Origin of the sequence: Kouleothrix sp., from assembly GCF_046328425.1 — a bacterium.
Taxonomy (GTDB): domain Bacteria; phylum Chloroflexota; class Chloroflexia; order Chloroflexales; family Roseiflexaceae; genus Kouleothrix.
Genome location: NZ_JAXLWP010000003.1, coordinates 674546 through 699548 on the forward strand (window position 1 = coordinate 674546; position 25003 = coordinate 699548).

The window sequence follows — 25003 nt, forward strand, 5'->3', positions numbered from 1 at the left end:
TATCCTGGCGTCAGGCGCCGCCGCAGACAAGCTTGGAAGGGCAGCATGACACGTAACCAGAAAATGCCTGGGGAAGTAACTATTTTTGATGTAGCGCGCGAGGCCGGCGTCTCGTATGCGACTGTCTCGCGCGTAATCAATAACAAGGAACATGTCAAGCCCGACAAGCGCGAGGCAGTGCTGCGGGCCATGACCCGGCTGGGCTACGTGGTGAACCAGCAGGCGCGCAGCCTGGCAGGCGGCCGCTCGCGCGTAATTGGTCTGCTTGTGCATGGCTTTGAAAGCGCTTACACTGGCGAGATCGTGCGTGGCATCGACCTCGAGCTTGAAGCGGCGCAGTACGACCTGATGCTGTACACCACGCACCGGCGCCGCGCGAAAGAATCGGCGTATGTGACGGCGATCACGCGTGGCATGGCCGACGGGCTGCTGCTGATGCTGCCGCGCAACCCCGAGGCGTACCTGCAGTCGCTGCAGCGCCAGCGCTTTCCGTATGTGCTGATCGACCACCAGGGAGTTGGCGAAGGCGGCGCGGCGGTAGGCGCTACGAACTGGCGCGGCGGCTACGACGCCACGCGCTACCTGATCGAGCTAGGCCACCGGCGGATCGGCTTTGTGACGGGAACCATGGACATCGGCTGCTCGGTCGATCGGCTGGCAGGGTACCACGCAGCGCTGGGCGAAGCGGGCATAGCGGCCGACCCGGCGCTCGTGTACACCGGCGACTTTTTACGGCAATCGGGGTTTGCAGGCGGCCGCGCACTTCTGAGCCTGCCCGATGGGCCAACCGCGATCTTCGCCTCGAATGACGAGATGGCGTTTGGCGTGATCGATGCCGCGCGCGACCGCGGCCTGCGCATCCCCGACGATCTTTCGGTGGTGGGGTTCGACGACATCCCGCAGGCGGCCAGCATCTACCCGGCGCTGACAACTGTGCGCCAGCCGCTCGAGCAGATGGGCCGCGTGGCGACGCAAATGCTGCTGCGGCTGATCGACAAGGGAGCGGCCGAGCGCGCCGAGCTGGACACCGAGCTCATCATCCGCAATTCTTGCCAGCATCCTCGCGAACCGGCGGGGCGCTGATATTCTGACCGCAGGCATACGGAACACCGCGGCAATTATTCCTACGCCCCGGCCGTTTGCTGATCGCAGTATGGCACGCGACACTCAGCTGTACTTCGTACCTGGCGCATAGCGAAGCCTCACGAACGTAGCTCGGGCTGCGTGCCGGGCTTTGCGCTGCCCGCGATTATATCGCGCCCGTGCTCGACATCCCCGGTGGGCCCCCGGCGGGTGTGGGTTGCGTGTGCTCATGTTCGTCTACTCGCAAAGGAGCAAGGCCATGAAGGCACGAACGAACCTGAAGATGCTACTGTTGGCGCTTGTGCTGGGGCTGCTGGCGGCGTGCGGCGGGCAAGCCGCCGCGCCGCCGGCAGGCCAGCCCACCGCAGCGCCAGCGGCGGCACCGGCCGCCACCGAAGCGCCCACCACCGCAGCGGCGCCAGCCGCCACCGCAGCACCCACCACAGCGGCGGCACCAGCCGCCACCGAAGCACCTACCGCCGCCGCCGCACCTTCACCTGTTCCAACCGCCACACCTGGGATCTCGACGGTTGGCACTGGCGCGACGAAGATTACCTGGTGGCACATCACTACCACCGAGCCCGGGCACAGCAACTGGCAGAAGCTCGCCAACGACTACGCCAAGGCGCACCCGGATGTCTCGATCGAGATCACCGTGCTCGAGAACGAAGCGTTCAAGCAGAAGCTGGCGACGGCCATGCAGTCGGGCAGCCCGCCGGATATATTCCAGAGCTGGGGCGGCGGCGTGCTGAAGCAGTATGCCGACGCCGGGCTGGTGCAGGATCTGACGCCGGCGATGCAGGAGAACGGCTGGGGCGCGAGCTTCCAGCCTGGCCCGCTCTCGCTGTACACCTTCGACGGCAAAACGTATGGCGTGCCGTGGGACGCCGGCATGGTCGGCTTCTGGTATAACAAAGCGCTATTCCAGAAAGCCGGCATCGCCAAGCCGCCGGCGACATGGGCAGAGTTGCTGGATGCCGTCAAGAAGCTGAAGGCCGCCAACATTACGCCGATCGCCGTCGGCGAGGGCGATAAATGGCCGGGGCACTTCTGGTGGGTGTACCTGGCGGTGCGCGAGGGCGGCAGCGCGGCGTTCAACAAAGCCTACACGCGCGAGGGAACGTTTGCCGACAAACCGTTCGTAGAAGCCGGCGCCAGGCTCAAAGAGCTGATCGATCTCCAGCCGTTTCAGAACGGCTTCCTGGGCGCAAACTACGGCAATGAGCAGGTGCTGATGGCCAACGGCCAGGCGGCAATGGAGCTGATGGGCCAGTGGGCGCCGGGCGCCAACCGCGCCGTGGCCGAAGACGCCAAGACCTACAATGAGAACCTGGGCTGGTTCCCGTTCCCGGTCGTCGAGGGCGGCGCGGGCGATCCTTCCGACGCGCTTGGCGGCGGCGACGGCTTTGCGGTGGGCAAAAACGCGCCCAAGGAGACGATCGACTTCATCCGCTTCCTGACGAGCGTCGACACGCAGAAGGCGATGGTGAAGCAGGGCCTGGCCGTGCCGCCGACGGTGAAGGGCGCCGAGGCGGTGCTGGACGACCCGCTGATCAAAGAGGTGCAGCAGCACGCGGCCAATGCCAAGTACTACCAGCTATACTACGATCAGTACCTGCCCCCGGCGGTAGCCCAGGCGGTGCTGGAGTCGGTGCAGGGGATCTTCGCGGGCACGACCACGCCCGAGGAAGCCGCCAAGACGATCGAGGAGGCAGCTGCGACCGAGCTTGCGAAGTAAGATCGTTCGGCTATCGCCGGCCCGGCGCGTAGCGCAGAGCAGGCGATAGCAGGAGGTTTGCACCCCGCGCGGCACGCCTGGGCAGGCGCCAGGGCGTGCCGCGCCGAGAAGGGCAGGCGATGGCACAGGTATCTACGCGGCCAGGCGAGCGTGCAGCGCCGCGCGCACGGCCGCGCATGCTCTGGAGTCGCGTCGCGACGATCGCCGGCTTTCTCATGCCGGCGGCGCTGCTGTACATCGGGCTGGTGCTGCTGCCGGTGATCCAGGCAGTCTACTACAGCTTTTTTCGCTGGAATGGGCTTGGCCCGCTGCAGAGCTTCATCGGCACGGCGAACTACGCGCGCGTGCTGGGCGACAAAGTGTTTCGCGGCGCGCTCGCCCACAACCTGACGATCCTGGTGCTCTCGCTGATCATCCAGCTGCCGATCGCGCTGGGGCTGGCGCTGCTGGTGCGGCATAATCTGCGCGGCCGGGCGGTGTTCCGCACGATCTTCTTCCTGCCGTACGTGCTTTCGCAGGTGGTGACGGGCGTGATCTGGAACTTCGTGTACCTGCCGCAGGGTGGCCTGATCAGCCGGCTGTACCAGGCGATCGTTCCGGGGGCCACGCCGCCGGCGTTTCTGGCGCACCCGAACACGGTGCTGGCGGCGCTGTTCGTGGTGATCACATGGAAGTTCTTTGGCTTCCACATGATGCTCTACACCGCCGGGCTGCAGAACATCCCGGCCGAGCTGGAGGAGGCGGCGCAGATCGACGGCTGCGGCCGCCTGCAAACGCTGCGCTATATCACCGTCCCGCTGCTGGGCAGCACCGTGCGGCTGACGATCTACCTCTCGGTGCTGGGGTCGCTGCAGTTCTTCGACCTGATCTGGATCATGACCACCGGCGGCCCGGTGAACGCCAGCGAGACCATGGCCACGTACCTGTACAAGTTCGGGTTTCTGCGCTTTCAGCTGGGCTACGGCAGCGCGGTGGCGGTGATCATGTTTGTGCTGTGCTTCGGGTTCTCGCTGATCTACCAGCGTCTGGTGATGCGGCGCGATTTTGAATGATCGGCCGGAGGGCTGGCTATGACAACACGGCAGGTGCAGGCTTCGGCCGCATCGCGGCGCGGCATGGTCGCCGCCGCAAAATACGCCGTCGCGATCAGCTTCGCGCTGCTTGTGCTGATACCACTGCTGGCAGCGGCGATCAATGGCTTTAAAAGCAATGTCGAGGTGCTGCTGCGCCCATTCAGCCTGCCGACGTCCTGGCACTGGGAGAACTACGGCGGGATCGTGCGGAGCGCGAGCTTCTGGCGGCAGCTCGGCAACAGCACCATGGTGATGCTGGCCGCGTCCTTTGGCGTGGTGGTGCTTTCGAGCATGCCGGCGTTTGTGTTCGCGCGCATGAACTTCCGCGGCCGCGAGCTGCTGTTCAACTTCTTTACGCTTGGGCTGCTGTTCCCGGCCGCGGTGGCGATTTTGCCGCTGTACATCACGCTGCGCCAGGCCAACCTGGTCGACAGCCTGTGGGGCGTCATTCTGCCGCAGGTTGCGTTTGGGCTGCCCGGCAACATTCTGATCCTGCGCGGCTTCTTCGCGACCATCCCGCGCGAGCTGGAGGAGGCGGCGGCGATCGACGGCTGCTCGCCAACCGGCTTCTTCGTGCGGGTGCTGCTGCCGCTGATGCGCCCGGCGCTGGCGGCGGTGGCGGTGCTGACAATGGTGTTGAGCTGGAACGACTTTTTCCTGCCGCTGCTGGTGCTGAACAGCGAGAAGCTATACACGCTGCCGCTTGGCATTATGCAATTCCAGGGGCAGTTCGGCACCGACTGGGCGCGCGTGCTGGCGTTCGTGTCGCTTTCGCTGATCCCGACGATCGGCTTCTACCTGGTGGCCGAGCGCCAGCTCATCGCCGGGCTGACGGCTGGCGCGGTGAAGGGCTGAGCGCTGGATGACCACGACGGGTTTCGGCTGAATGGCAAGGAGCCATATATGGCTACTACGAACGCAAGATATCGCGATACGACACTTTCGATCGACGAGCGAGTTGACGACCTGCTTGGGCAGATGACGCTCGACGAGAAGCTTGCGCAGCTGGGCTGCCTGTGGAGCACCACGCTGGTGCGCGACGATCGCTTCGACGCCGAGCTCGCGGCCTCGCGAATGCCGCACGGCATTGGCCAGGTGACGCGGATCGGCGCCTCGACGGGGCTGCACCCGCGCGAGAGCGCCGAGCTGATGAACGCCATCCAGCGCGTCGCCGTCGAGCGTACGCGCCTGGGCATACCGGTGATCGTGCACGAAGAGTCGGTTGGCGGCTACTGCGCGCGCGACGCGACGGTGTTTCCGCAGGCGATCGGGCTGGCCGCCAGCTGGGATCCGGCGCTGCTCGAGCGCGTGGCCGGCGTGATCCGCGAGCAGATGCTGGCGGTTGGCGCGCGGCTGGGCCTGGCGCCGGTGCTCGACATCGCGCGCGACCCGCGCTGGGGCCGGCTCGAGGAGACCTACGGCGAGGATCCAGTGCTGGCCGGCACGCTCGGCGCGGCGTATGTGCGCGGCCTGCAGACGGGCGACCTGCGCCAGGGCGTGGTGGCCACCGCCAAGCACTTCCTGGGCTACTCGATGTCGGAGGGCGGGCGTAACTGGAACCCGGTGCAGCTTGGCCCGCGCGAGCTGCGCGAGGTGTACGCCGAGCCGTTCGCCGCCGCGATCCGCGAGGCCGGGCTGGCGGCGGTGATGAACTCGTACGCCTCGATCGACGGCGTGCCGTGCGCCGGTAGCTACGCCATTCTGACGGAGCTGCTGCGCGACGAGCTGGGCTTCGCCGGGGTGGTGGTGGCCGACTACTGGTCGATCCCACAGCTGCTGCGCTTTCACCGGGTTGCCGCCGACAAGGGCGCCGCCGCCGCGCTGGCGCTCGCGGCCGGGCTGGATATCGAGCTGCCGAACTTCGACTACTATAGCGCGCCGCTCAGGGCCGAGCTCGAGGCTGGGCGCCTTGGCGGCGCGGTGCTGGATACGGCGGTGCGCCGCGCGCTGCGGATGAAGTTTCAGCTGGGCTTGTTCGAGCAGCCCTACGCCGACGCCGACGCCGCGGCGGGGTACTTCCAGACGCCAGCGCAGCGCCAGCTTGCGCGCCGCGCCGCGGCTGAGTCGGCCGTGCTGCTGCAGAACGATGGCGTGCTGCCGCTGGCGCCCACGCTCGGGCGGGTGGCGCTGATCGGCCCGGGCGCCGACGACCAGCGGCTGCTGCAGGGCGACTACCACTACCCGGCGCATCAGGAGATGATCTACCTGGCGCAGCCGCAGGCCGATGCGGAGAATCTAATCGGCGCCGACGACCTGACGCCCCAGGCCGGCGGGGCGTTCGCCGCCGGCCCGCACTACACGCCGCATGTGACGCCGCTGGCGGGCCTGCGCGCCGCGCTGGGCGCGGATACCGAGCTGTTGTATGCCAAGGGCTGCGAGGTGCTGGGCGACGACCGGGGCGGCTTTGCCGAGGCGCTGGCGGCGGCGCGCGCGGCCGAGGTGGCCGTGGTGGTGCTGGCCGGCAAAAGCGGCCTGCACCGGCCAGCCACGGTGGGCGAAGGAAATGATGCCGCCGGCCTGGAGCTGACAGGCGTGCAGGCCGAGCTTGTCGAAGCTTTGGCGGCCACTGGCACGCCGCTGGTGGTGGTGGTTCTGAGCGGACGGGCGCACACGCTATCGCGGATCGCGGTGCACGCCAATGCCTTGATACAGCTGTTCCCGCCCGGCGAAGAGGGCGGCAGCGGCCTTGCCGACGTGCTCACCGGCGCCGTAAACCCCAGCGGCCGCCTGCCGATCACGCTGCCGCGCGCGGTTGGGCAGGTGCCGATCTACTATGGGCATCGCGCCGGCGGCGACCGGCCGATGTTCTTCGGGGATTACGCCGACAGCCCGCCGACGCCACTGTTCTCGTTTGGCCACGGGCTGAGCTACACCAGCTTCGCATACGGCGCCTGCGACGTGCGCGCCACGAGCACGGCCGAGCCGATCGAGATAAGCGTCGAGGTGCGCAACACCGGGCAGCGCGCCGGCGAGGAGGTGGTGCAGCTCTACGGCCGCGACATGATCGCCACGGTGGCGCGGCCCGACCAGATGCTGCTCGGGTTTGCGCGCGTGTGGATCGAGCCGGGCCAGGCCAGGCGCCTGACATTTACGGTGCACCCGTCGCGGCTGGCGTTCTACGACCCACAGATGCGCTTTGTCGCCGAGCCGGGCGCGTTTCGCTTCAGCGTTGGCGCATCGTCGGCCGACCTGCGCGCCGAGCAGGTGGCTGAGCTGAGCGGCCCGGTGGCCGAGTACCGCCAGCGCGAGATCGTCGCGACGCGCGTGGCGATCGAGTAGCGCCCGCGCGGCCGCCAGAGGGGCAAGATCGACGGCGTGGCGATGCTGTAATACCAAATTCGCTTGATGACCGACACTTTGGTGGGGTTTGGGGGCGGCGAAGCCGCCCCCAAATTTCGTATTGTATTGCACGACGTGGCGAAGCCACGTCGTGCAATACAATCTATCCGTGATAGGACTCACGCAGTTGGCGCCCTCAGCCTTCGGCAGAGCGGTACTCTATCTCCATATCGTGTCCATTTTCCGCGCGGAGCGCGGAAAATGGACACAGAAGATGAGCAAGTACCATGCTGCCGCAGGCTCAATTCCGTACCGTTGATCGCTTGGATTATGGTGGGGGTTCGGGGCGGCGAAGCCGCCCCCGAAATTTCTTTTCTTGTGCGGTGCCCGGCAAAGCCGGGCGCCGCACAAGAAAACACAAGTAATCAAACGGAGTTGGTATAACATCGCCACGCCGTTTGTATGCCGCAGCGCTACTCGGCGGCGATCGCACCGCTCGCGAACGCGCGCTCCCAGGGCGCCAGCAGCTCGGGCTTCAGGTCGGCATCGGCGTGCGGGCGATCGGCGATCGGCTCGGGCGAGCCATGGCTGTGGCTGCACAGCACGCCCTTCCAGGCGCGGTGCATCAGCCAATCGAGCGCGGCGCTGACCGCGGCGGCGCTGGTGGGGTACGGGCCGACCCACGGCTGGATCAGCTTCTCGTTGGCGATCGACCAGCCCCAGCCCTCGGCCGAGGTGGTGTTGGGCGTGATCGTGATGCCGATCTGGCTCAGCGCGGCGAGCGCGTTGGTATCTTCCGGGTGCATGATCGATACCTCCTGGCGGTAGTTCTTAGTGATTGTGTGAAACTGTAGCAGATTCGCGCCGCCGCCACATACGCGCAACGGCTGATTCGCCTGCCGCCTACCGGCGTATCTTTCGATCCGCCTAACGGAGCAGCCTGTATCGGCCGAGCGAAAGATCCGCAGCTACACACATATGCGTAGCGCGCCGCACTGGCGGATGCTCGCCGCGCGTTGCGTGAAGCCAGGGCCGGTGCTACAATTTGCGCATACCGCCGCGCCTGTGGAGGTGGCCTCTACCTGCTACAACAGCTCAGGCCGCGATCGCCGGCGCAGCGCGCCGGCGCCGGGCGTGGTGCATTGTCGCGTGCCGCTCCACAGCATCGAGCAACCGAGCCTATGACCAAAACCCTGCGCGAGCTGTTCGTTAACCGCGTGCGGCAGAGCGACATCTTCCGCAAGATCCTCGACGGCCAGGCTCGCCGCCAGATCATGGTGGTGACAGCCGGCGCGGGGCTGGGCAAATCGTGGCTGCTGCGGGTGTTCGCCTACGAAGCCGCCAGCCGCGCGCTGCCAGTGGTGCAGATCGACTTTGCCGACGGCCAGGCCTACGACGCGCTGTCGCTGGCGCGCCGCTGCCGCGACGCGCTTGGCCCCGAGCACTTTGCGGCGCTGATGCGCGCGATCGACGAGGCCACCACCGCGCGCGTGGCGGTTTCGGCAGCCGGCGCGCCAGCCGCGCCGGTAAGCGTCAGCATTGGCAACGAAAACAGCTTCACCAGCTCGGGCATCAGCATCTCCGATATCGGCACCACCGTGATCCGCGACAACTCCTTTGTGATCCAGACCGACAACCCGATTGTGCGGCAGGCGATCGAGGACCGCATCACCGCCGCGTTCTTCGAGTGCCTGGCGGCGCTGGCCGGGCGCACGCGCGTAGTGCTGCTGTTCGACTCGTACGAGCGCGCGTCGCTGGAGGCCGAGCGCTGGGCGCCAAGCGCGGCCGACCGCTGGGTGGTGGGCGAGCTGCTGGCGCGCATCCGCGACGGCAAGCTGCCAAACGTCGCGGTGGTGCTGGCCGGCCGGCGCGTCCCCGATTTCGGCATCGAGTGGAACGAGGTGCTGGGGCGCGTGTCGCTCGAGCTGCTCGAGTGCGCGTACATCAAAGAGTACCTGCGCGAGCGGCGCGGCCTGGCGAACATCACCGACGCGCAGGCCGAGGTGCTGTGCCAGGCGGTGGCCGGCAACCCGCAGGTGATGGGCCTGATTGGCGACAACCTCGAGCAGGCCAACCGGCCGGCTATGGCCGACGACGAGTGGTAAGAAGCTGCTTTCAGACGGATTCTAAGGCCAGAACCGGCAACCGTAGCCTGGGGTCGCGGGCGAAGGACAGGGGCGATGGACAACACCACCCAGGAGCACTATGCCCAGGCCGACGCGCTGATTGCGGCGACGTTTGGGCGCGTGCTCGACGAAGTTGGGCCACGCCAGGCCGTGGTGCTGCGCCGCTGCGCCATCCCGCGCTGGTTCGACGCCGAGGTGCTGGCGGTGCTGCGCGAGCGCGCCGACGGCAACGACCGGGTGCTGGCGGCGCTGGCGGCCTATAGCTTTGTGCGGCCGCTGGGCGAGGGGCGCTATGCCTACCAGGCCGACGTGCGCGCCGCGCTGCTGGCCGAGTGGCGCTCGGCTGCCCCTGGCGAGCTGGCCGCGATCAACGCGCGCCTGGCCGATCACTTCGCGGCGCGCGCCGCCGCCGAGGCCGGGCGCGAGCTGTCGCTGCCGAACCTGACGCTGACCGTCCGCCCGCGCGGCGACTGGGAGCTGTGGGAGCGCGAAGCGCTGTACCACCGGCTCCAGGCCGACCCCGCCGCCGGGCTTGCGCAGCTGCGCGCCGCCTTCGACCAGGCCGAGTCGACCTACCGGCTGGCCGATGCCGAGGCGCTGCTGCAGGCCGCCGCCGAGGTTCCGCTCGACGCCGGCGGCGCGCGCTGGCTGCGCTACATGCGCGCCCGGCTGGCGCGCTCGTCGCTGCGGCTTGACGATGCCGCCAGCCAGCTGAAGGCGCTGCTGGCCGAGCCGGGCCTGGATCCGGCGCTTGCGGCGGCCACGCGCGAGGCGCTGGGCGATACGCTCGCCGAGCAAGGCCAGTGGGCGCGCGCGATCGAGCTCTACCGCGAAAGCCTGGAATTCTACCAGTCGGAGGGCGAACGCCGGCGCGCCGCCGAGGTGATGCTGCGGCTGGGCGACGCCTACCGTGGCCTGGGTGTGAACACCGGCGGCTGGTATGTGCCGGCGTTCGCGCAAAACCGCGTGCTTGCCGCGCTCGGGCGCGCCTGGTACTGGCTGCTGGCGCTGCCATTCGCGCTGCTGGCGCCGCTGCTGGTGCGCGCGGGCCGCGAGCTGCCGCGCCCGGCGCTGCTCGGCGCCTACCAGAACTGGCTGCTGGCGCGGATCTACCGCACCGCACAGGGATGGTACGCCCAGGCGCGCGCGGCGTTCGCGGCGCTGGGCGACGCGCGCGGCACGCTGCTGGCCGAGCAGCAGCAGGCCGAGATTACGCTGCTGTTCGGCTACGCCGACGCCGCGCTGGCCGAGCTGAACGAGCTGCGCGCCCGGCCGGCCGCGCAGACAACCTACCGCCGGCTGTGGATCGATGCCGCCCGCGCGGCGGCGCTGATCGAGGGCGGCGACCCGCAAGCGGCCCAGGCACTGCTGGCCGAGCTGCTGGCCGGCTTCCGCGCGCTGGGCGACGCGCGCGGCGTGGCTGCGGCGCTGGCGCTGCAGGGCCGCGCCGATTCCGCAGTGGGCGCTGCCGACGAGGCGCTTGAGCACTATCGCGAAAGCCTGGCTGGCTCGCGGAGGCTGCGCTACACCGCCGCGCGCGAGCAGGCGCTGTACGCGCTGCGCGCCTGGCAGCGCCGCGTTGGCCCTGGCCCGGTCGCCGACGAGATCGGCAGGCTGCTCGAGCACGAGCCTGAGAAGCGCTATGTCGCGCGCTTCCCGCGTAGCCTGCTGCCGCAGCTGCGCGGCCTGGTGCTGACGCTGGTTCCGCTTACGCTGCTGCTGGCGGCGCTGGTGGCGCCTAGCACCGTGGTGCGGCGCATCGGCAACAGCCCGCTGATCGAGCTGCAGACGTTCTTTAACCTGTGGAATGTGCTGGCGCTGGTGCTGGCACTGGGCGTGCTGGGCCTGGCGGTGTACGCGCTCGTGGGGCTGGGGCTGATGTTCTTCATCCCGCTCGACGCGCTGGAGCGCGAGCAGCCCGACTACCTGATCACCGACGAGCGCGGCATCGCGCGCTACGATTATCGCGGCGCGCTGGCGCTGCGCATCGAGTGGGACGACATACGCCGCTGGGTGCGCGTCGATCGGCGGCTGTGGCAGCGCCCGATGGCACTGTTCTCGCTGGCGTTTCTCGAGGCCGCCGACGGCAGCGACCTGCGGATCGACGGTATCACCGGCTGGTATAACGGGCTGCAGCGCGATATTGCGCTGCACCTGCGCGATGCCGGCAACCCCACCCGCGCCGAGGATCGCGGGGTGGCTATCGGCCCGAGCAAGAGCGGCGCGCTGCTGCTGCTGGGCGCGCTGCTGGCGCTGGCCTGCATTTCTTCCGAGAACCGCTGGAGCGATGGCCTGATCAACGCCCTGCCGCCGGCCGTGTACACGCTGATCTACCTGCTCTCGTTCAGCGGCCTGCCGATCCTCATACCGCTGGGCTACTGGTTTGTGGCTCAGCCGCTGGCGATACACCGCCTGCTGAGCCTGCGCGACCGCTGGCCGTGGTTTGTTGGTGCGGCCGGGCTGCTCGCCGTGGCGCTGGCGCTGTTGGGCGCGCTGCCCATTCCTGCGCTGAATGTCGGGCTGCTGCTGTGGGGCGCCTACGCGCTGGCCGATGCGCTCTACACGCTGCTGTTCCCGCGCCGGCCGGCCGCAGGCTACGCGCTGATCGGCGCGGCGCTGCTGGCGGCCGCGCTGGTGGCCTACCCGCAGGCGCAGCGGATGTTCTTCGCCACGCTGAACAAAACTTACATTCGCCGCGAAGATTACGACCAGGCCGAAAGCGCCGGCTCGGCCGCGCTGCCCGCCCCCGACGCCGACCCATCCGCGCCCGACGTGCCGAATAGCGCCGACGCGGCCACGTGGCAGGCGCTGGGCAATACGCTCTACCTCAAGGGCGATTTCGCCGGCGCGGTGGCGGCCTACGCCAATGCGCTCGAGGCGCTGCCCCAGCCGCTGGGCCAGTCCTCCGAGCAGGCTGCGGTGATCCTGCTGAACCGCGCGCGCGCCTACCAGAAGCTGGCCGAGCGCCAGCCGGCCGCCAGCGCGCTTGCCCAGCGCGACATCGACCAGGCATGCCGGCTGGCGCCGCAGCTGTGCCTGCGCTAGCGCAGCCGGGTGAAGCGGTTCTCGGTGCCGGCGAGCAGCCGCTGGATGTTCTCGCGGTGCAGGTACACCACAAACAGCGCGCATGCCCAGATGAACAGCACATAGGCCAGCGGCAGCCGGCCGCCTAGGTAGAACAGCGTGCCCGCTACCAGCTCGGTCGCGGCGGCCGTGAGCGAGCCCACCGACGAGATCCGCGTGATCAAAAAGGCCACCACCCAGGCTGCCACGCCGAACAGCACCAGCAGCGGAAAGATCGCCAGCAGCACGCCGCCGCTGGTGGCCACGGCCTTGCCGCCCTTGAAGCCCAGAAACAGCGGGAAGGTGTGGCCGATGATCGCCGCGATGCCCACCAGCACGATCGCCGCGAAGTGGCCGGGCAGCAGCCGCAGCGCCGCCATGGTCGGCAGCATGCCCTTCAGCATGTCGAGCAGCGCCGCCAGCACAAACGGCCCGAAGCCGCTCGAACGCCAGACGTTCGCGCCGCCGATGTTGCCGCTGCCGACTTTACGCAGATCGACGCCGCGCGCGCGCGCGACCAGGTAGCTGAACGGCACCGACCCGGCCAGGTAGGCCGCCACGATCAGCCCGGCCGCCAGCAGCAGTTGCGAGGTCGACATTCGCTTGCTCCTTCAGTGCAATAGCGCTTGTTTGAAATGGAGGTTTGGCGCGCTCTCGTGCTGCCAAAGCCGCGTGTTCAGGCTGGTTATCGGTGCGATCTGTGAATGATCGCTCTATGAGATCACCGCCGTGCCGCGTGTCGCGCGGTCGATCGCCGCCAGCAGCCGCTCGGGCTGGCGCCGGTAGCCTTCCCAGGGCGCGCGCCCGCCGGCGATTGCCTGGAGCACTTCCCACAGCGCGCGATTCACCGGCGCTGCCACCCCGGCCTGCGCGGCGGCGCGCGCCACCGCGCCGTACAGAAACTCGCCCTCGGAGCGCGCGCTGCCGCGCGTGAGGTCGAGCAGGAGCGACGGCGGTTTGCGCCCGCGCCCGCCCGCCACTACCCGCCGCAGGATCGGGTCGAGCAGCGCTGGCGGCAGGTAGCGCATGGCGCGGGCCAGCAGCGCGGCGGGGTAGCGCGGCAGGTTGATCGGCGCCAGCCCCAGCCGATCCATCGTCGCGAGCGCCTCGCGGAAGGCCCGCCGCTCGATCGCCAGCAGCTGGCGGTTGGCATATACCTCGGCTACCGTCATGTCGAGGATCGCCGCAGTGGCGTTGCCGAGCATATTGAGCAGCGCCTTCGACCACTTCATGGCGCGGTAGTCCGGCGCGTCGAGCACCACAAAGCCGGCCGCGCGCAGCGCCTGCGCGGCCCGGCGCGCGGCAGCTTGCCCGGCGGTGTCCAGCGGGGCGATACCGATGCCGCCGGCTTTGGCTACGGCGACGCGGCCGGGCGCCTCGACCTCGACCGAGGTGGTGATCGCGCCGCTGATCACGCGCGCCGCGCCGAACTCGGCCGCCAGTAGCTCTTCGTTGCCGATGCCGTTCTGCAGCGTCAGCACCGCGCGCGGCTGGAGCGCCGCCAGCGCCGGCAGCGCGCCGGCAGTGTCGTAGCCCTTCACGCACACGATCGCAAGCTCGGCTGGCTGGTCGGCCGGCGCGAGCTGAGCGGCGTCGGTGATCGTCGGCAGGTGGATGACCGTGGCGGCCTGGCCGGCCTCGGCTAGGTGCAGCCCCTCGCGCGCGATCGCAGCGGCGCTGCCCGGACGCGCCAGCAGAATTGTGCGCTCGCCGGCCTGCGCCAGCCGCCCGGCCGCCAGCATCCCGATCGCACCTGCGCCAACCACAACAATCGCCACACGAGTCCCTTCAGCTAATCGCAGCGCTTACCTTGGAGGCACCCCGCGTACCGGCCGCCTGGGCCATGCGGGCGCTGTATATTACAGCATCTCGTTGCAACACGCCAGCGCTGGTTGCCTCGCGCGGCCGGCGCGCAATTTTGTTATGAAAAAGATATCATTTCTCTTGCCCTTGAGATTCCAAATAGGGTACAATGACCATTGCCAGCCCGGCTGTGCTCAATTGGCGCCCAACGAAGGTGCTGCCAGCCCCGGCCGCCGAAAGAAACAATCATGAAACGCTTCTGCTCCATTGCCATTGTGCTGCTGCTGCTTTCGAGCTGGCCGGCAATAGTTAGCGCCGCGCCGGCCCTGCCGCCCGGCGCGCTGCCCGGCGAGCTGGTGCTGAAACTGCGCCCCGGCGCGGCGCTCGGCCCGGATGGCCGGGCGCTTGGGCCGCACGCGAGCTTGCTGAACGCGCTGCTGCGCTCGAGTGGCGCCGGCGGCGCGCGCGAGCTGGGCGCAGGCAGCCACACCTACCGCCTGCGCGTAGGCCTCGGCGCCGACATTGGCCAGCTGGCTGCCGCGCTCGCGGCCCAGCCCGATGTGGCCTACGCTGAGCCAAACCACCTGCGCACGGCCATGCGCACCCCCGACGACCCGGTGATCACGCAGCAGTGGGCGCTGCGCGATATTCACGCCTACGAGGCCTGGGATATCACCACCGGCGGCGCTGTGACGATCGCCCTGCTCGACACCGGCGTGTCGCCGAGCCACCCCGACCTGGCCGGCAAGCTGCTGCCCGGCTACGATTTCTTCAACAACGACAGCGACCCCAGCGACGACGAGGGCCACGGCACCTATACCGCCGGGGTCGCCGCCGCCAACACCAACAATGGCATCGGCATCGCCGGGATCTGCTGGGGCTGCCGCATCCTGCCGGTGAAAGTGCTGGGCAGCCGCGGCCAGGGCGACGACGCCACCATCGCCCAGGGCATCCGCTGGGCCGTCGATCAGGGCGCGCGCATCATTAGCATGAGCCTGGGCGGCCCTGAAGATACCCAGGTGATGCGCGACGCCGTGCAGTACGCCCACGATCGCAACGTGCTGATCATCGCTGCGTCGGGCAACGGCCAGGCCGAGGGCAATCTGCCGAACTACCCGGCCGCCTACCCTTCGGTGCTGGCCGTCTCGGCCACCAACAGCAACGACGGCGTCACCGGCTTCTCGACCACCGGCAGCTTTGTCGATATCGCCGCGCCGGGCGTGGGGCTGTGGAGTACGATCTGGAGCCGGAGCGAGGGCGATAGCTACGGCGTGGAAAATGGCACCTCGGCCTCGTGCCCGCACGTGGCCGGCGCCGCCGCGCTGGCGCTGACGCTGCGCCCCGACCTGAGCGCCGACCAGCTGGCCGAGATCCTCGAGGCCGCCGCCGACGACCAGGGCGCGCCCGGCAAGGACCCGGAGTATGGCTACGGCCGCCTGAACCTGCTGCGCACGGTGCAGCTCGCCGCCGACCCGAACATCCTCAGCCGCGCGCGTATCCAGGGCGTGGTGGCCGGCGCCGCGCCTGGCCAGGTGACGGTATCGCTCAGCAATGGCCAGCAAATTCAGCCCGACGCCACCGGCGCGTATCGTTTTGAAAACTTGCCGGCCGGCGCCTATACGGTGACGGTGAGCGGGCCGAGCCTTGCCAGCACCGCGCAGCAAGCCTGGGTCAGCGGCACGCCGCTCAGCGTGGCGACGCTTAACTTCAGCGTCGGGCCCGACGCGGCGCAGTTTTTCGCGCCGGTGCCGGCCCCCGCCGACGGCGCGGCCTATTTCGCGGCCACTGGCCACACGCTGCGCGGCACGTTTCTGGCCTACTGGCAAAAGCACGGCGGCCTGCCGATCTTTGGTTACCCCACCAGCGAGGAGTTTGCCGAGCGGGGTGAGGATGGGCGCGACTACACCGTGCAGTACTTCGAGCGCCACCGCCTCGAGCTGCACCCCGAGAACCCCCCACCCTACCATGTGCTGCTGAGCCGCCTGGGCGATACCATCCTGCGCCAGAGCGGCCGCAGCTGGTTCGACTTCCCCAAAGGCACCGCCGGCCCCGGCTGCCTGTTCTTCGCGGCCACCGGCCACAGCCTGTGCGAGCCGTTCCTGAGCTACTGGCGCGCCAACGGCCTCGAGCTCGACGGCCGGCGCGGCAAAACCTACGCCGAAAGCCTGGCGCTGTTCGGCGCCGCGCTCTCCGAGCCGCAGGTCGAAACGCTCAGCGATGGCCAGCCGCATATCGTGCAGTGGTTCGAGCGCGCGCGCTTCGAAAGCCATGGCGACCAAGGCGTGCTGCTCGGGCTGCTCGCAAACGAGCTGGCCACGGCGCGCGGCTGGCGGCGCTAGCTAAAACTAAGCAGTATGGTTAGGTCTTTGCGGACGGCATCCTAAAAAACAGTCGAGCTACGTTCAATAAGCGAATGATATGCTGCGTGGCATATGCAGCAAAGGAGGCGCGAAGCAGGCAGGCTTATACAGGCCTACCCCGGCGCTGGGCCTGCCCTACGCAGCTATCTCATACGCTGTTCGCTTGATCACGTATAGATAGTGTTGCACGACGTGGCGAAGCGTCGTGCAACACAATAAGAAATTTGGGGGCGGGAAGCCGCCCCCAAACCCCCACCAAAGTGTAAGTAATCAAGCGAATTTCGTATCACACGTCTTTCTTTCGTTAAAGCACAGGAGTGAGAAATGAACCGATCCCGGTTATCTCGTTGGGCGGTGCTGTTGTTTGGCGCTGCGGTGATCCTGGCGATTGCTCCGCAGGGCCGCGCCCAGGCGCAGACGAGCCAGCGCTGCTTTGCCGAAACGGGCTTTTGCATCGAAGGGCGCATCCGCGAGTTCTGGGAGCAAAACGGCGGCCTGCCGGTGTTCGGTTTCCCGGTTGGCCCGCAGCAGCTCGAAACGATCGAGAACCGCCAGCTCCAGGTGCAGTGGTTCGAGCGCAACCGGCTCGAGCTGCACCCCGAGAATGCGCGCCCCTACGACGTGCTGCTTGGGCGGCTTGGCGCCGACCGGCTGGCGCAGCAGGGCCGCGATCCCTTTACCTTCCCCAAGACCAGCGCACAGCCCGGATGCCGCTTTTTCGCCGAGACCGGCCACAATGTCTGCGGCGACATCCTGAAGGCCTGGCGCGCCAGCGGCCTGGAGTTCGACGGCAAGAAAGGCAAGAGCGAGGCCGAGAATCTGGCGCTGTTCGGCCTGCCGCTGAGCGACCCGCAGGTCGAGACGCTCGGCGACGGCAAGCAGTACACCGCGCAGTGGTTCGAGCGCGCGCGCTTCGAGCTGCACCCCGAGAACCAGCCGCCCTACACCGTGCTGCTGGGCTTGCTAGGCAACGAGATCCGCGCCAACACTGCGGCGCCGGCCCCCACGCCAGCGCCCAACCCCTGCGCCGACGTGCCCGAGCCGAAAAACGCGCGCATCCGCCCCGGCAAGTGCGTGAAGCAGGGCGAGGTGATCGCAATGGACATCTACGGCTTCCAGCCGAACGAGCAGATCGGCTTCTGGCTCACTGCGCCGAACGGCGCCGTTCTCGGCACGGTGCACACCTACAATGTCGGGCCGAATGGCGCCGTCGAGGGGCTGCCGTTTGATACCAAGGATCTTGACCCCGGCCTGTGGTTCTGGGTGTTCAAGAGCTCGACCAGCGACTATGCCTCGGTGATCTACTTCAAGGTGCTGAAGCCCTAGCGCCCTGCTCGGCCTGAGTGGCCTGTACGAGGGTGCTCGCGCTGCGCGAGCACCCTCGTACGATTCTGATGTCAGCCGAACTCTTTTGCCCCGATGTCGCCGCGGTAGCTGCGGCCCTCGAACGCCACCCGGTCGGCATTCACAAGCGCCACGCCACGTGTTCCCGCGAGCGTGGCGCCGCTGGCCACCAGCGTCAGCACCAGCCCGCCGCTGCTGCGCAGCGCGCCGCCGGGCTGGCCCGCGCCAAAAAAAGGCAGCCCGGCAGATAGCCCGCCGAACAGGCTGCCCGCCGAGCGCTGGCGCTGCGGCGTGTAGCGCAGCCCGGCGCTGCTCTCGGTGGCGCTGTGAAACGCGCGCACGCCTTCGTCGAGCGTTTCGAGCCCGTCGATCGGCCCGCCGACCGCAAAGTGGTGCGGGTAGCCGCGCGCGAACAGCCCGAGCCCGACCGTGGCCAGCGGCGACCACTCCGGCGCTGGCCGCTCGTGCAGGCGCTGCGCGATCATGGCCTGCACCCACGGCAGCAGATCGTCTTCGAGGCGCGGCAGCACCACCTGGGCCTCGCCCTCGTGCATGCCGGCGCGCAGCGCGGTGAGCCGCGGCCCCTGCTCGGTGACAATGCAATCGACGCCGATGATGCCCCAGAACGGCAGCCCGTCGCGCGCAAGGCCATCGACCACCGGCAGAATCAGGCGCTCGTGCAGGTAGGCGCCAAGCTTGCGCGCGTAGGTCGAGGCGCTGGTGTGCGCGCCGATCCCGCGCGCCGGCGCGCCGCCCTCGCCTGGCTCGGCGCGGTCGTACAGGCGCGTGGGCAGCATCGGCACGGCGGTGCGCCCGTCGGTGAAAGCCGACATCACCACGCGCGGGCCGCTCAGCGCCGCTTCGATCACCACGCCGCCATTCGCGCCGCCCGGCACGCTGGCTGCGAACAGCTCGCGCAGGCCCTCGATCGCCAGGTAGCGGTCGTCGTAGCACGCCTCGCCGCCAGCCGGGTCGTCGGCCTTGATCATCACAGGCAGGGGCAGCGTCGCCAGGTATTTCTCGGCGGTGGCGTGGTCGGTGAAGGCGCGGCCTGGCGCCGTAGGCAGGCTGTGGCGCAGCATGAACTCTTTGGCCTGGCAGCGGCTGCGCGCCAGCTCGCTCGAGCGCTGCGACGGCCCGCACACGCCGATCTGCATCGACACGACTTCGTCGACCAGGCCGGCGTGCAGCGGGCGGCTGCCGGCCGGCACAATGATGTCGACGCCCTCGTCGAAGGCCCAGCGCGCAATCGCGGCGGCGTCGCCGAGGTCGATCTCGGCGGCGGGCGCCAGCGCGCTGGTGCCGCCATTGCCGGGCGCGCAGATCAGCTCGGTCACCAGCGGGCTGTTGAACAGCTTCCAGGTTAGCGCGTGCGCGCGGCCATCGCCGCCAAGCACGAGTACTTTCATGGCATTTGCGTCGTTTGTGTGCGGCCTCGCCAGCGGCCATTATAGCATGCGCCCCCTGGCGCCCGGCAAGATGGCTCGCAGCGGTATGCGTAATCTCTTCGTCATCCCCAGGCCAAACAAACCACTATCTCGAACGTTTATAGGGTATATGGTGCTGCTCTTCGCAGCCAACGGCCTGCCGATGTTGGGCGATCAGCCAGGCTATTCGCAACGCAGGCCGAATGAGAGGCAGTTATGTTCGATCGATCGCTGTGCATTCACGGCCACTTTTACCAGCCGCCGCGCGAAGACCCGCTGCTCGGCTCGATCCCACAGGAGGCCGGCGCCGCGCCGTACGCGAACTGGAACGAGCGCATCCACGCCGAGTGCTACCGCCCGAACGCCGAGCGCGGCAACTTCGGGCGTATGAGCTTCAATGTCGGCCCGACCCTGTTCGGCTGGATGCAGCAGCACGACCCGGCGGCGTACCGCATGATCGTCGAGCAGGATCGCGCCAACCTACGGCGCTATGGCGTCGGCAACGCGATCGCGCAATGCTACAACCACACGATCATGCCGCTGGCGACGCGCGCCGACAAGGCGGCCCAGGTGGCCTGGGGGATCGCCGACTTCGCGCACCGCTTTGGCCGCCGGCCGCAGGGCATGTGGCTGCCCGAAACGGCGGTAGATAGCGAGACGCTGGCGATCATGGCCGATTTCGGGATCGAGTTCACCATTCTGGCGCCCTGGCAGGCCGCCAACGACCAGCTCGATCCAACCGAGCCGTATCGCGTCGAGCTGCCGGGCGGGCGCTCGATCGTGGCATGCTTCTACCACCAGGGCCTGAGCGGCCGCGTCAGCTTCGACTCGGCCATGACCTCCAACGCCGACGCGTTTGCGCTGCACGATCTGGCGGCGCAGTTCAACCCGGCGAAGGCGCAGCGCGGCGAGCCGCAGCTCATCCTGGTGGCGAGCGACGGCGAGCTGTACGGCCACCACCAGCCGTTCCGCGATATGTTTCTCGAGCACCTGCTGGGCACGGCCAGCGCGCAGAGCGGTATCGAGCCGACGTTCCTGGCGCGCTGGCTGCGCGATCACCCGCCGCGCCGCTCGGTCGGGCTGCGCGAGCGCACGTCGTGGAGCTGCCACCACGGGGTGGCGCGCTGGATGGATAGCTGCGGATGCACGCCCGAGGCTGGGCGCTGGAAGGCCGCGCTGCGCTATGCCTGCGACCAGGTGGCGGCGGCGTTGGACATGGCCTACGCGGCGGTGCTGCGGCCGTTTATCGCCGACCCGTGGCGCCTGCGCGAGCGCTACATTCACGTGCTGCTGGGCGAGATGACGGTGGCGGATCTGATCGGCCAGGCCGCCGGCCGCCGCCTGCCGGCCGACACCGCTGGCCGCATTCATATGCTGCTCGAGGCCCAGCGCGAGCGCCAGCGCATGTTTACCTCGTGCGGCTGGTTCTTCGAGGATTTCGACCGGATCGAGCCGAAGAACAATGTGGCCTATGCCGCGCGCGCCGTTCAGCTGACGCACATGGCGGCCGGCGTGAACCTGGCGCCGCTCGCTGCCGATGCGCTGCGCCAGGTGGTGAGCCAGCGCACCGGCCTGCGCGGCGACCAAGTGTTCGCGCGCCATTTTGAGCGTGCGTATGCGTACGGCCCCGAGCCGCAGCCGATGCTTGCCGGCGCGCTGCCTCTGCGCAATCTTCAGCTGCTGTAATACGCTCTGCGCTTGATCACGTAGAAGCTGTCTGAAAAGTGGATATTTGGAGGGACGAAGTCCCTCCAAATATCCACTTTTTCTGGTGGGTGGCGGCCACGCGGCCGCCACCCGCCAGAGGGGAAGTGCGAGGGGCATAGCCCTTCGCGCACTCCCCTTAGGTAGGTGGCACCGATGGCTTCGCCACGCAGTGCCACAATTGTCCGAGCCCCTTGCTTGCACCAGCGACTGCAGCTGCTCGATCTGGTAGCCCGCCTTCGTGGCGGCGTCGCGCAGCTGGCCCAGCAGCTCGTAACACCGGCGACGTCTCGCCCGTGCCCTCGTCTGCCGCGCTGAGCGAGATCAGCGCCACCTGCCCCAGCCAGGCCAGCAGCTGCTCGAAGGCGTTCTTGTCGAACCAGAGCACGCCCTGGTAGCGGTTGATCCGCAGCAGCTGGCGCACCTCGGCGTCGGCCAGCAGCGCCCTGGCGCAGCTGCGCGGCTGCTGCAGCTCGGCCGATTTAAACCAATCCTGGTAGCTGGTGAGGTACTTCAGCACCTGGCCGCCTGGCCAGGCGGCCGGGTCGTCGGCGCCAAGCTCGTGCAGCACGCTGCTGAGAATGCGGCCCAGCCGCCACTCGTCGATCCAGCTGCGGCTCTGCTCGGCGTAATCGCCGGCGCCGGTGAGCTTGCCCAGCCCGTGGATCGCCGCCCAGCCGAACAGGCTGCCCCAGCTCGCCGTGGTATCCTCGATCGCCGGCGCGTCGGCGGGTGCCAGGCGCTGCTCGAGCGCCGGCAGGCGCAGGATGGCCGCCAGCTCGGCGCGCGCCTCCCCGGCCCCACGATGATCATCGATGCGCATCATCGTAGAGACGTCACCCTGCGTCAGAAACCCATATGAGAACGATGCGTCGTGTCAGGGCGCGATATGTGCCTTTGCTGCCCCAGCTTCCGAGAAAGGGTACTATAAACACCTAGTACCTTTGGGCTATTACGGGGGGGGGGGGAATTCGTGTACTATGGATGCATCTACGAGTATTCCTTCCTCTGGTGTGTAGTGCATACTTCGTGCGTTTGCCTACACAGTACAGCTTCTGCATCTGTTCTTCTGCAATTCCTTCGGTCTGGGCTTTGCCTGTACTAGCCTGACAACTATGTGCTGTGCTTGATACTATCAGTCAAAGTACTATCGGCACAACACATAACCGTACCTGTGCGCTTAGTGCAGGTAAGCGGCGTTCTCGCGCATTTGCAGAAGAAAGGCACTCCCATGCGTAAGGCGTTATCGATTCTCGTGCTGACCGCGCTGCTTGGCCTGACTTTACCGAGTAGTATTGCGTTTGCGCAAGCAGTAGGCACCGGAACATACGATGATGCCAATACTGCGATACAGTATAGCGGTACTTGGTCAACCGTGAGCGGCGGGACATATGCAAATGCTATGTCTGGTACGTTGCATTTTACTCAAGATCCAAATGCGACAGCCTCGCTTACATTTATTGGGAGTTCGATTACAGTTTGGTATACGGCAGCGTATAACCGTGGCATCATGCAAATACTCCTTAATGGGACATCTATTGACGTTTTTAATACTAATCTCCCAGAAATACGCCGGCAAGTAGGTAAAACATACTACACAACCAGCTCAACTACCCCACAGATCATTACGGTCAGACCGTATGGTGGCTGCGTATGCACAATTGATGTTGATGCCTTTTCCGTGAATATCGCATCGAACGGAGTGGGGACATACGACGATTTCGGTACGTTGGTAAGTAGTCGATTTTTTGGCTCCTGGACCTCATCGACAAGCACAAGCGGCGCTTTCCAGAGTACACTTCACTGGAGTGATACGCCTGGTTCGTTAGTACGTTTCACATTCTTTGGCGAGCAAATTCAGGTTGTATTCAGTCGCGGTCCTAATCGAGGTCGCGCGCTAGTTACAATCGATGGAAAAGATAAAGGAACCATTGATCAATACTCATCAGATAGCGCATATCCAAGGCAATATACCAGAACCTATAAAAATTTGGGATCTGGTATTCATGTCATAAATATCGTTGTATCCAGCAATAAACATTCGTCGTCCACCGGTACCCGTGTTGATCTCGATGCTTTCGATGTACCTGCTTGCCCAGGTGATGTGAAGTCTTGTAGAGCTTATGCTAGAGTGCATAAAGAGTATGATAATACTTATAGCGCAGTTGCCAGCAATATCGATTTCGCAGATCCGCTACTTAGGAATACAACAAACGAATCATTTTCGTCTGGTGTTCTTTGGATTGGAGATTTCAAGTTCAAAAATATCGGTAGTTATTTTGAAGCTGGGTGGCATAAAGAGATGGGAGGAAACAATAATGCCTCTGTCCTTTATTATGGTTATTACGTTAGCGGGAGTAAATTCCAACCAACGGTCTTTGCATATGCATACGACACTCGCTATAAAATCCAAGCATATCAACAGGCTGGTCCGCCAGGATGTTACTGGCGTATGTATACTGATGCTGTAGAACGGACAGGACCCCTTGGAGCTGACCTTGGTATTTGTGCTGGAAATATTCGTGCTGGCGGCGAAGTGACCGATACGAGCATTTCTATTCATAATGAAATGGGTGTCTCATTCTTCTCGTCGCTCACATATGGGCGGAATCTTTCTGCTCCAACAACATCTTGGAATGGCTGGGATTTTCAAACTGAGGACTATAACTACGGTATTGACAGAGTCGATGGGAATTCATTCTATATTAAGGGATATAATGGGTCACTCCCATGACAGCAGCATATCGGGCGCCGAAGGCGTTCCCGCGCTGGCTTGTCAGAATCTCACACGACGTTCTTTGCCCGCAGGGAAGGAGTATGTCATGCCCTGGAAAGTAGGCAGTATTCTCATCATTCTTTGTTTGCTACTCAATGCCTGTGGCACGCCTGACGCAGTCACCTCGCAAGGCGCAGGCGGCGATGCCGCCACAGCCATGCCGGTGCTGGCCTCATCATCGGTAGATGCCGCAATCAGCCACGACATTGCCAAGCTGCTGCGTAAGCGCCCAACGCCGGGCGAGCAGGTCGAGCTGGATGTCTATAATTGGGTGGGAAGTTATCGCGAAGCTAGCTACGATTGGGATAGCCAAAGTTGCCCAAATTTGGCAACTGAGAGTCTGCTAACTGATCAGCCGGTTGCTGGCTTCATCAATTATGTGAACAGCGGCCAAACCAATTGGTTGCCTACATACCCACCTGACACCGAGCCCTGGCTGGTGCCAATGTTTGCCGCGCAAAAGATCCTGGCCTACCCGCCGCCGGATGAGCAGGCGGCCAATCCGCGCAACCTGGGCTACCGCCTGCGCGTGCGCGGGCATCTCGACGACCCGTATTTCGGCCATTGCGAGCACGCCGATCGCATCTTTGTGATCGACCAGATCGTGACGATCTATGCCGAGAGCGAGCCCAATCCCGGCAGCGTGTTCGACGTTACGCTGCCGGTCGATTTCCCGCAGTGGCAGCGCTTTAGTGCGCCCAGCAGACGGCTACATTTTCCGCGTCGCGTGGGCTGGGCCGTTGCGCCTGTGGCCGACCCAACGGCGCGCGAGGCGCTGCAGGTGCACATGCCCGAGTGGCCCAAGCACCCGATCAACATCCGCGTCCTAGACGCGCCGTCACCCCGCACGCCGCGCGCCAATGGCAACGGCGATGCGCCGCTCGACCAGGCGTTCCTGCGCCAGCGCTTGAAGCTGCCTACGAATGGGCAGGTGTTCACTGGCGAGGCATTGATCGAGAACGTCGATGCCTACACCCAATCCTGCACGGTGGTGCTGACGCAGGGCGATACGACCTACGAGCTACAGGTAAGCTTCCCGGTGGGGCTGCACGCCGACCGCGACTTGCTGCTGGCCTTTACTGCGCTGGTGGCCGGGTTCGAGGTGGATCAATAATGAGGTAGTCCCCCTCACCCCCCTGCCCCCGCTCCCCACCGGGGAGCGGGGGGTATTTGTTGTGGTGCTGGTGCGGCGGCAAAGCCGCCGCACCACAAAACGTTTTCCCCTTT

General features: G+C 66.5%; 17 protein-coding genes. 12 read left to right on the top strand and 5 right to left on the bottom strand.

Features of this window, described 5'->3' with window-relative positions; genetic code table 11:
- The first annotated feature begins 45 nt into the window (after positions 1–45).
- From U0177_RS02535 to U0177_RS02555, 5 genes are all read left to right on the top strand, one after another.
- Positions 46–1083 carry a LacI family DNA-binding transcriptional regulator gene (locus tag U0177_RS02535; protein ID WP_409569005.1) on the top strand — a complete coding sequence of 346 codons (1038 nt, stop codon included), beginning with the start codon at positions 46–48 and terminating at the stop codon, positions 1081–1083.
- A 259-nt stretch (positions 1084–1342) separates the two neighbouring features.
- Positions 1343–2821 (top strand): extracellular solute-binding protein, encoded by a 1479-nt coding sequence (locus tag U0177_RS02540; RefSeq protein WP_409569006.1) that lies wholly within the window; start codon positions 1343–1345, stop codon positions 2819–2821.
- A gap of 119 nt (positions 2822–2940) precedes the next feature.
- A complete protein-coding gene (locus U0177_RS02545) occupies positions 2941–3873 on the top strand; it encodes a carbohydrate ABC transporter permease (RefSeq protein ID WP_409569007.1) in 933 nt (310 codons plus the stop codon).
- A gap of 18 nt (positions 3874–3891) precedes the next feature.
- Positions 3892–4749, top strand: a complete 858-nt coding sequence (locus U0177_RS02550; RefSeq protein ID WP_409569008.1) for a carbohydrate ABC transporter permease — start codon at positions 3892–3894, stop codon at positions 4747–4749.
- Between the two features lie 48 nt (positions 4750–4797).
- The gene (locus U0177_RS02555; protein WP_409569009.1) at positions 4798–7173 is read left to right on the top strand and encodes a glycoside hydrolase family 3 N-terminal domain-containing protein; all 2376 of its coding nucleotides are present in this window, start codon (positions 4798–4800) and stop codon (positions 7171–7173) included.
- Between the two features lie 473 nt (positions 7174–7646).
- On the opposite strand, the gene U0177_RS02560 is transcribed toward U0177_RS02555, so the two are convergent.
- Positions 7647–7979, bottom strand: a complete 333-nt coding sequence (locus tag U0177_RS02560; protein WP_409569010.1) for a hypothetical protein — start codon at positions 7977–7979, stop codon at positions 7647–7649.
- A gap of 375 nt (positions 7980–8354) precedes the next feature.
- Here U0177_RS02560 and U0177_RS02565 point away from each other — a divergent pair, with 375 nt between their 5' ends.
- Together U0177_RS02565 and U0177_RS02570 are read left to right on the top strand one after the other, a co-directional pair.
- Positions 8355–9278: a hypothetical protein gene (locus tag U0177_RS02565; RefSeq protein ID WP_409569011.1), complete on the top strand. Its 924-nt coding sequence runs from the start codon at positions 8355–8357 to the stop codon at positions 9276–9278.
- Between the two features lie 75 nt (positions 9279–9353).
- Positions 9354–12344, top strand: a complete 2991-nt coding sequence (locus tag U0177_RS02570) for a hypothetical protein (RefSeq protein ID WP_409569012.1) — start codon at positions 9354–9356, stop codon at positions 12342–12344.
- Here U0177_RS02570 and plsY read toward each other — a convergent pair.
- Positions 12341–12961 carry a glycerol-3-phosphate 1-O-acyltransferase PlsY gene (gene plsY, locus U0177_RS02575; protein WP_409569013.1) on the bottom strand — a complete coding sequence of 207 codons (621 nt, stop codon included), beginning with the start codon at positions 12959–12961 and terminating at the stop codon, positions 12341–12343. The two genes, U0177_RS02570 and plsY, sit on opposite strands and share 4 nt — an antisense overlap.
- Before the next feature lie 114 nt (positions 12962–13075).
- Positions 13076–14140 carry a ketopantoate reductase family protein gene (locus U0177_RS02580; RefSeq protein ID WP_409569014.1) on the bottom strand — a complete coding sequence of 355 codons (1065 nt, stop codon included), beginning with the start codon at positions 14138–14140 and terminating at the stop codon, positions 13076–13078.
- 273 nt (positions 14141–14413) lie between these two features.
- Here U0177_RS02580 and U0177_RS02585 point away from each other — a divergent pair, with 273 nt between their 5' ends.
- Both U0177_RS02585 and U0177_RS02590 read left to right on the top strand, forming a co-directional pair.
- Positions 14414–16504, top strand: a complete 2091-nt coding sequence (locus U0177_RS02585; protein ID WP_409569015.1) for a S8 family serine peptidase — start codon at positions 14414–14416, stop codon at positions 16502–16504.
- A 345-nt stretch (positions 16505–16849) separates the two neighbouring features.
- Positions 16850–17851 (top strand): hypothetical protein, encoded by a 1002-nt coding sequence (locus tag U0177_RS02590; protein WP_409569016.1) that lies wholly within the window; start codon positions 16850–16852, stop codon positions 17849–17851.
- A 71-nt stretch (positions 17852–17922) separates the two neighbouring features.
- On the opposite strand, the gene U0177_RS02595 is transcribed toward U0177_RS02590, so the two are convergent.
- Positions 17923–19278, bottom strand: a complete 1356-nt coding sequence (locus U0177_RS02595) for a phosphoribosylamine--glycine ligase (protein ID WP_409569017.1) — start codon at positions 19276–19278, stop codon at positions 17923–17925.
- A 234-nt stretch (positions 19279–19512) separates the two neighbouring features.
- On the opposite strand from U0177_RS02595, the gene U0177_RS02600 reads away from it, so the two are divergent.
- Positions 19513–20982 carry a DUF3536 domain-containing protein gene (locus U0177_RS02600; RefSeq protein ID WP_409569018.1) on the top strand — a complete coding sequence of 490 codons (1470 nt, stop codon included), beginning with the start codon at positions 19513–19515 and terminating at the stop codon, positions 20980–20982.
- A gap of 157 nt (positions 20983–21139) precedes the next feature.
- Here the strand turns inward: U0177_RS02600 and U0177_RS02605 are convergent, their stop codons facing one another.
- Positions 21140–21826 (bottom strand): hypothetical protein, encoded by a 687-nt coding sequence (locus tag U0177_RS02605; RefSeq protein WP_409569019.1) that lies wholly within the window; start codon positions 21824–21826, stop codon positions 21140–21142.
- 405 nt (positions 21827–22231) lie between these two features.
- Between U0177_RS02605 and U0177_RS02610 the strand changes: the two genes are divergently transcribed.
- Both U0177_RS02610 and U0177_RS02615 read left to right on the top strand, forming a co-directional pair.
- Positions 22232–23734, top strand: coding sequence for a hypothetical protein (locus U0177_RS02610; RefSeq protein WP_409569020.1), 1503 nt, complete (start codon positions 22232–22234; stop codon positions 23732–23734).
- Positions 23718–24890 carry a hypothetical protein gene (locus U0177_RS02615; RefSeq protein WP_409569021.1) on the top strand — a complete coding sequence of 391 codons (1173 nt, stop codon included), beginning with the start codon at positions 23718–23720 and terminating at the stop codon, positions 24888–24890. The genes U0177_RS02610 and U0177_RS02615 overlap by 17 nt, the downstream gene beginning before the upstream one ends.
- Positions 24891–25003 lie beyond the last annotated feature (113 nt).

Excerpts from the sequence above, each read along its gene's own strand:
- U0177_RS02535 (WP_409569005.1), top strand. The coding sequence starts at position 46 with ATGACACGTAACCAGAAAATGCCTGGGGAAGTAACTATTTTTGATGTA.
- U0177_RS02540 (WP_409569006.1), top strand. The coding sequence starts at position 1,343 with ATGAAGGCACGAACGAACCTGAAGATGCTACTGTTGGCGCTTGTGCTG.
- U0177_RS02545 (WP_409569007.1), top strand. The coding sequence starts at position 2,941 with ATGGCACAGGTATCTACGCGGCCAGGCGAGCGTGCAGCGCCGCGCGCA.
- U0177_RS02550 (WP_409569008.1), top strand. The coding sequence starts at position 3,892 with ATGACAACACGGCAGGTGCAGGCTTCGGCCGCATCGCGGCGCGGCATG.
- U0177_RS02555 (WP_409569009.1), top strand. The coding sequence starts at position 4,798 with ATGGCTACTACGAACGCAAGATATCGCGATACGACACTTTCGATCGAC.
- U0177_RS02560 (WP_409569010.1), bottom strand. The coding sequence starts at position 7,979 with ATGCACCCGGAAGATACCAACGCGCTCGCCGCGCTGAGCCAGATCGGC.
- U0177_RS02565 (WP_409569011.1), top strand. The coding sequence starts at position 8,355 with ATGACCAAAACCCTGCGCGAGCTGTTCGTTAACCGCGTGCGGCAGAGC.
- U0177_RS02570 (WP_409569012.1), top strand. The coding sequence starts at position 9,354 with ATGGACAACACCACCCAGGAGCACTATGCCCAGGCCGACGCGCTGATT.
- plsY (WP_409569013.1), bottom strand. The coding sequence starts at position 12,961 with ATGTCGACCTCGCAACTGCTGCTGGCGGCCGGGCTGATCGTGGCGGCC.
- U0177_RS02585 (WP_409569015.1), top strand. The coding sequence starts at position 14,414 with ATGAAACGCTTCTGCTCCATTGCCATTGTGCTGCTGCTGCTTTCGAGC.
- U0177_RS02590 (WP_409569016.1), top strand. The coding sequence starts at position 16,850 with ATGAACCGATCCCGGTTATCTCGTTGGGCGGTGCTGTTGTTTGGCGCT.
- U0177_RS02595 (WP_409569017.1), bottom strand. The coding sequence starts at position 19,278 with ATGAAAGTACTCGTGCTTGGCGGCGATGGCCGCGCGCACGCGCTAACC.
- U0177_RS02600 (WP_409569018.1), top strand. The coding sequence starts at position 19,513 with ATGTTCGATCGATCGCTGTGCATTCACGGCCACTTTTACCAGCCGCCG.
- U0177_RS02605 (WP_409569019.1), bottom strand. The coding sequence starts at position 21,826 with ATGATGCGCATCGATGATCATCGTGGGGCCGGGGAGGCGCGCGCCGAG.
- U0177_RS02610 (WP_409569020.1), top strand. The coding sequence starts at position 22,232 with ATGCGTAAGGCGTTATCGATTCTCGTGCTGACCGCGCTGCTTGGCCTG.
- U0177_RS02615 (WP_409569021.1), top strand. The coding sequence starts at position 23,718 with ATGGGTCACTCCCATGACAGCAGCATATCGGGCGCCGAAGGCGTTCCC.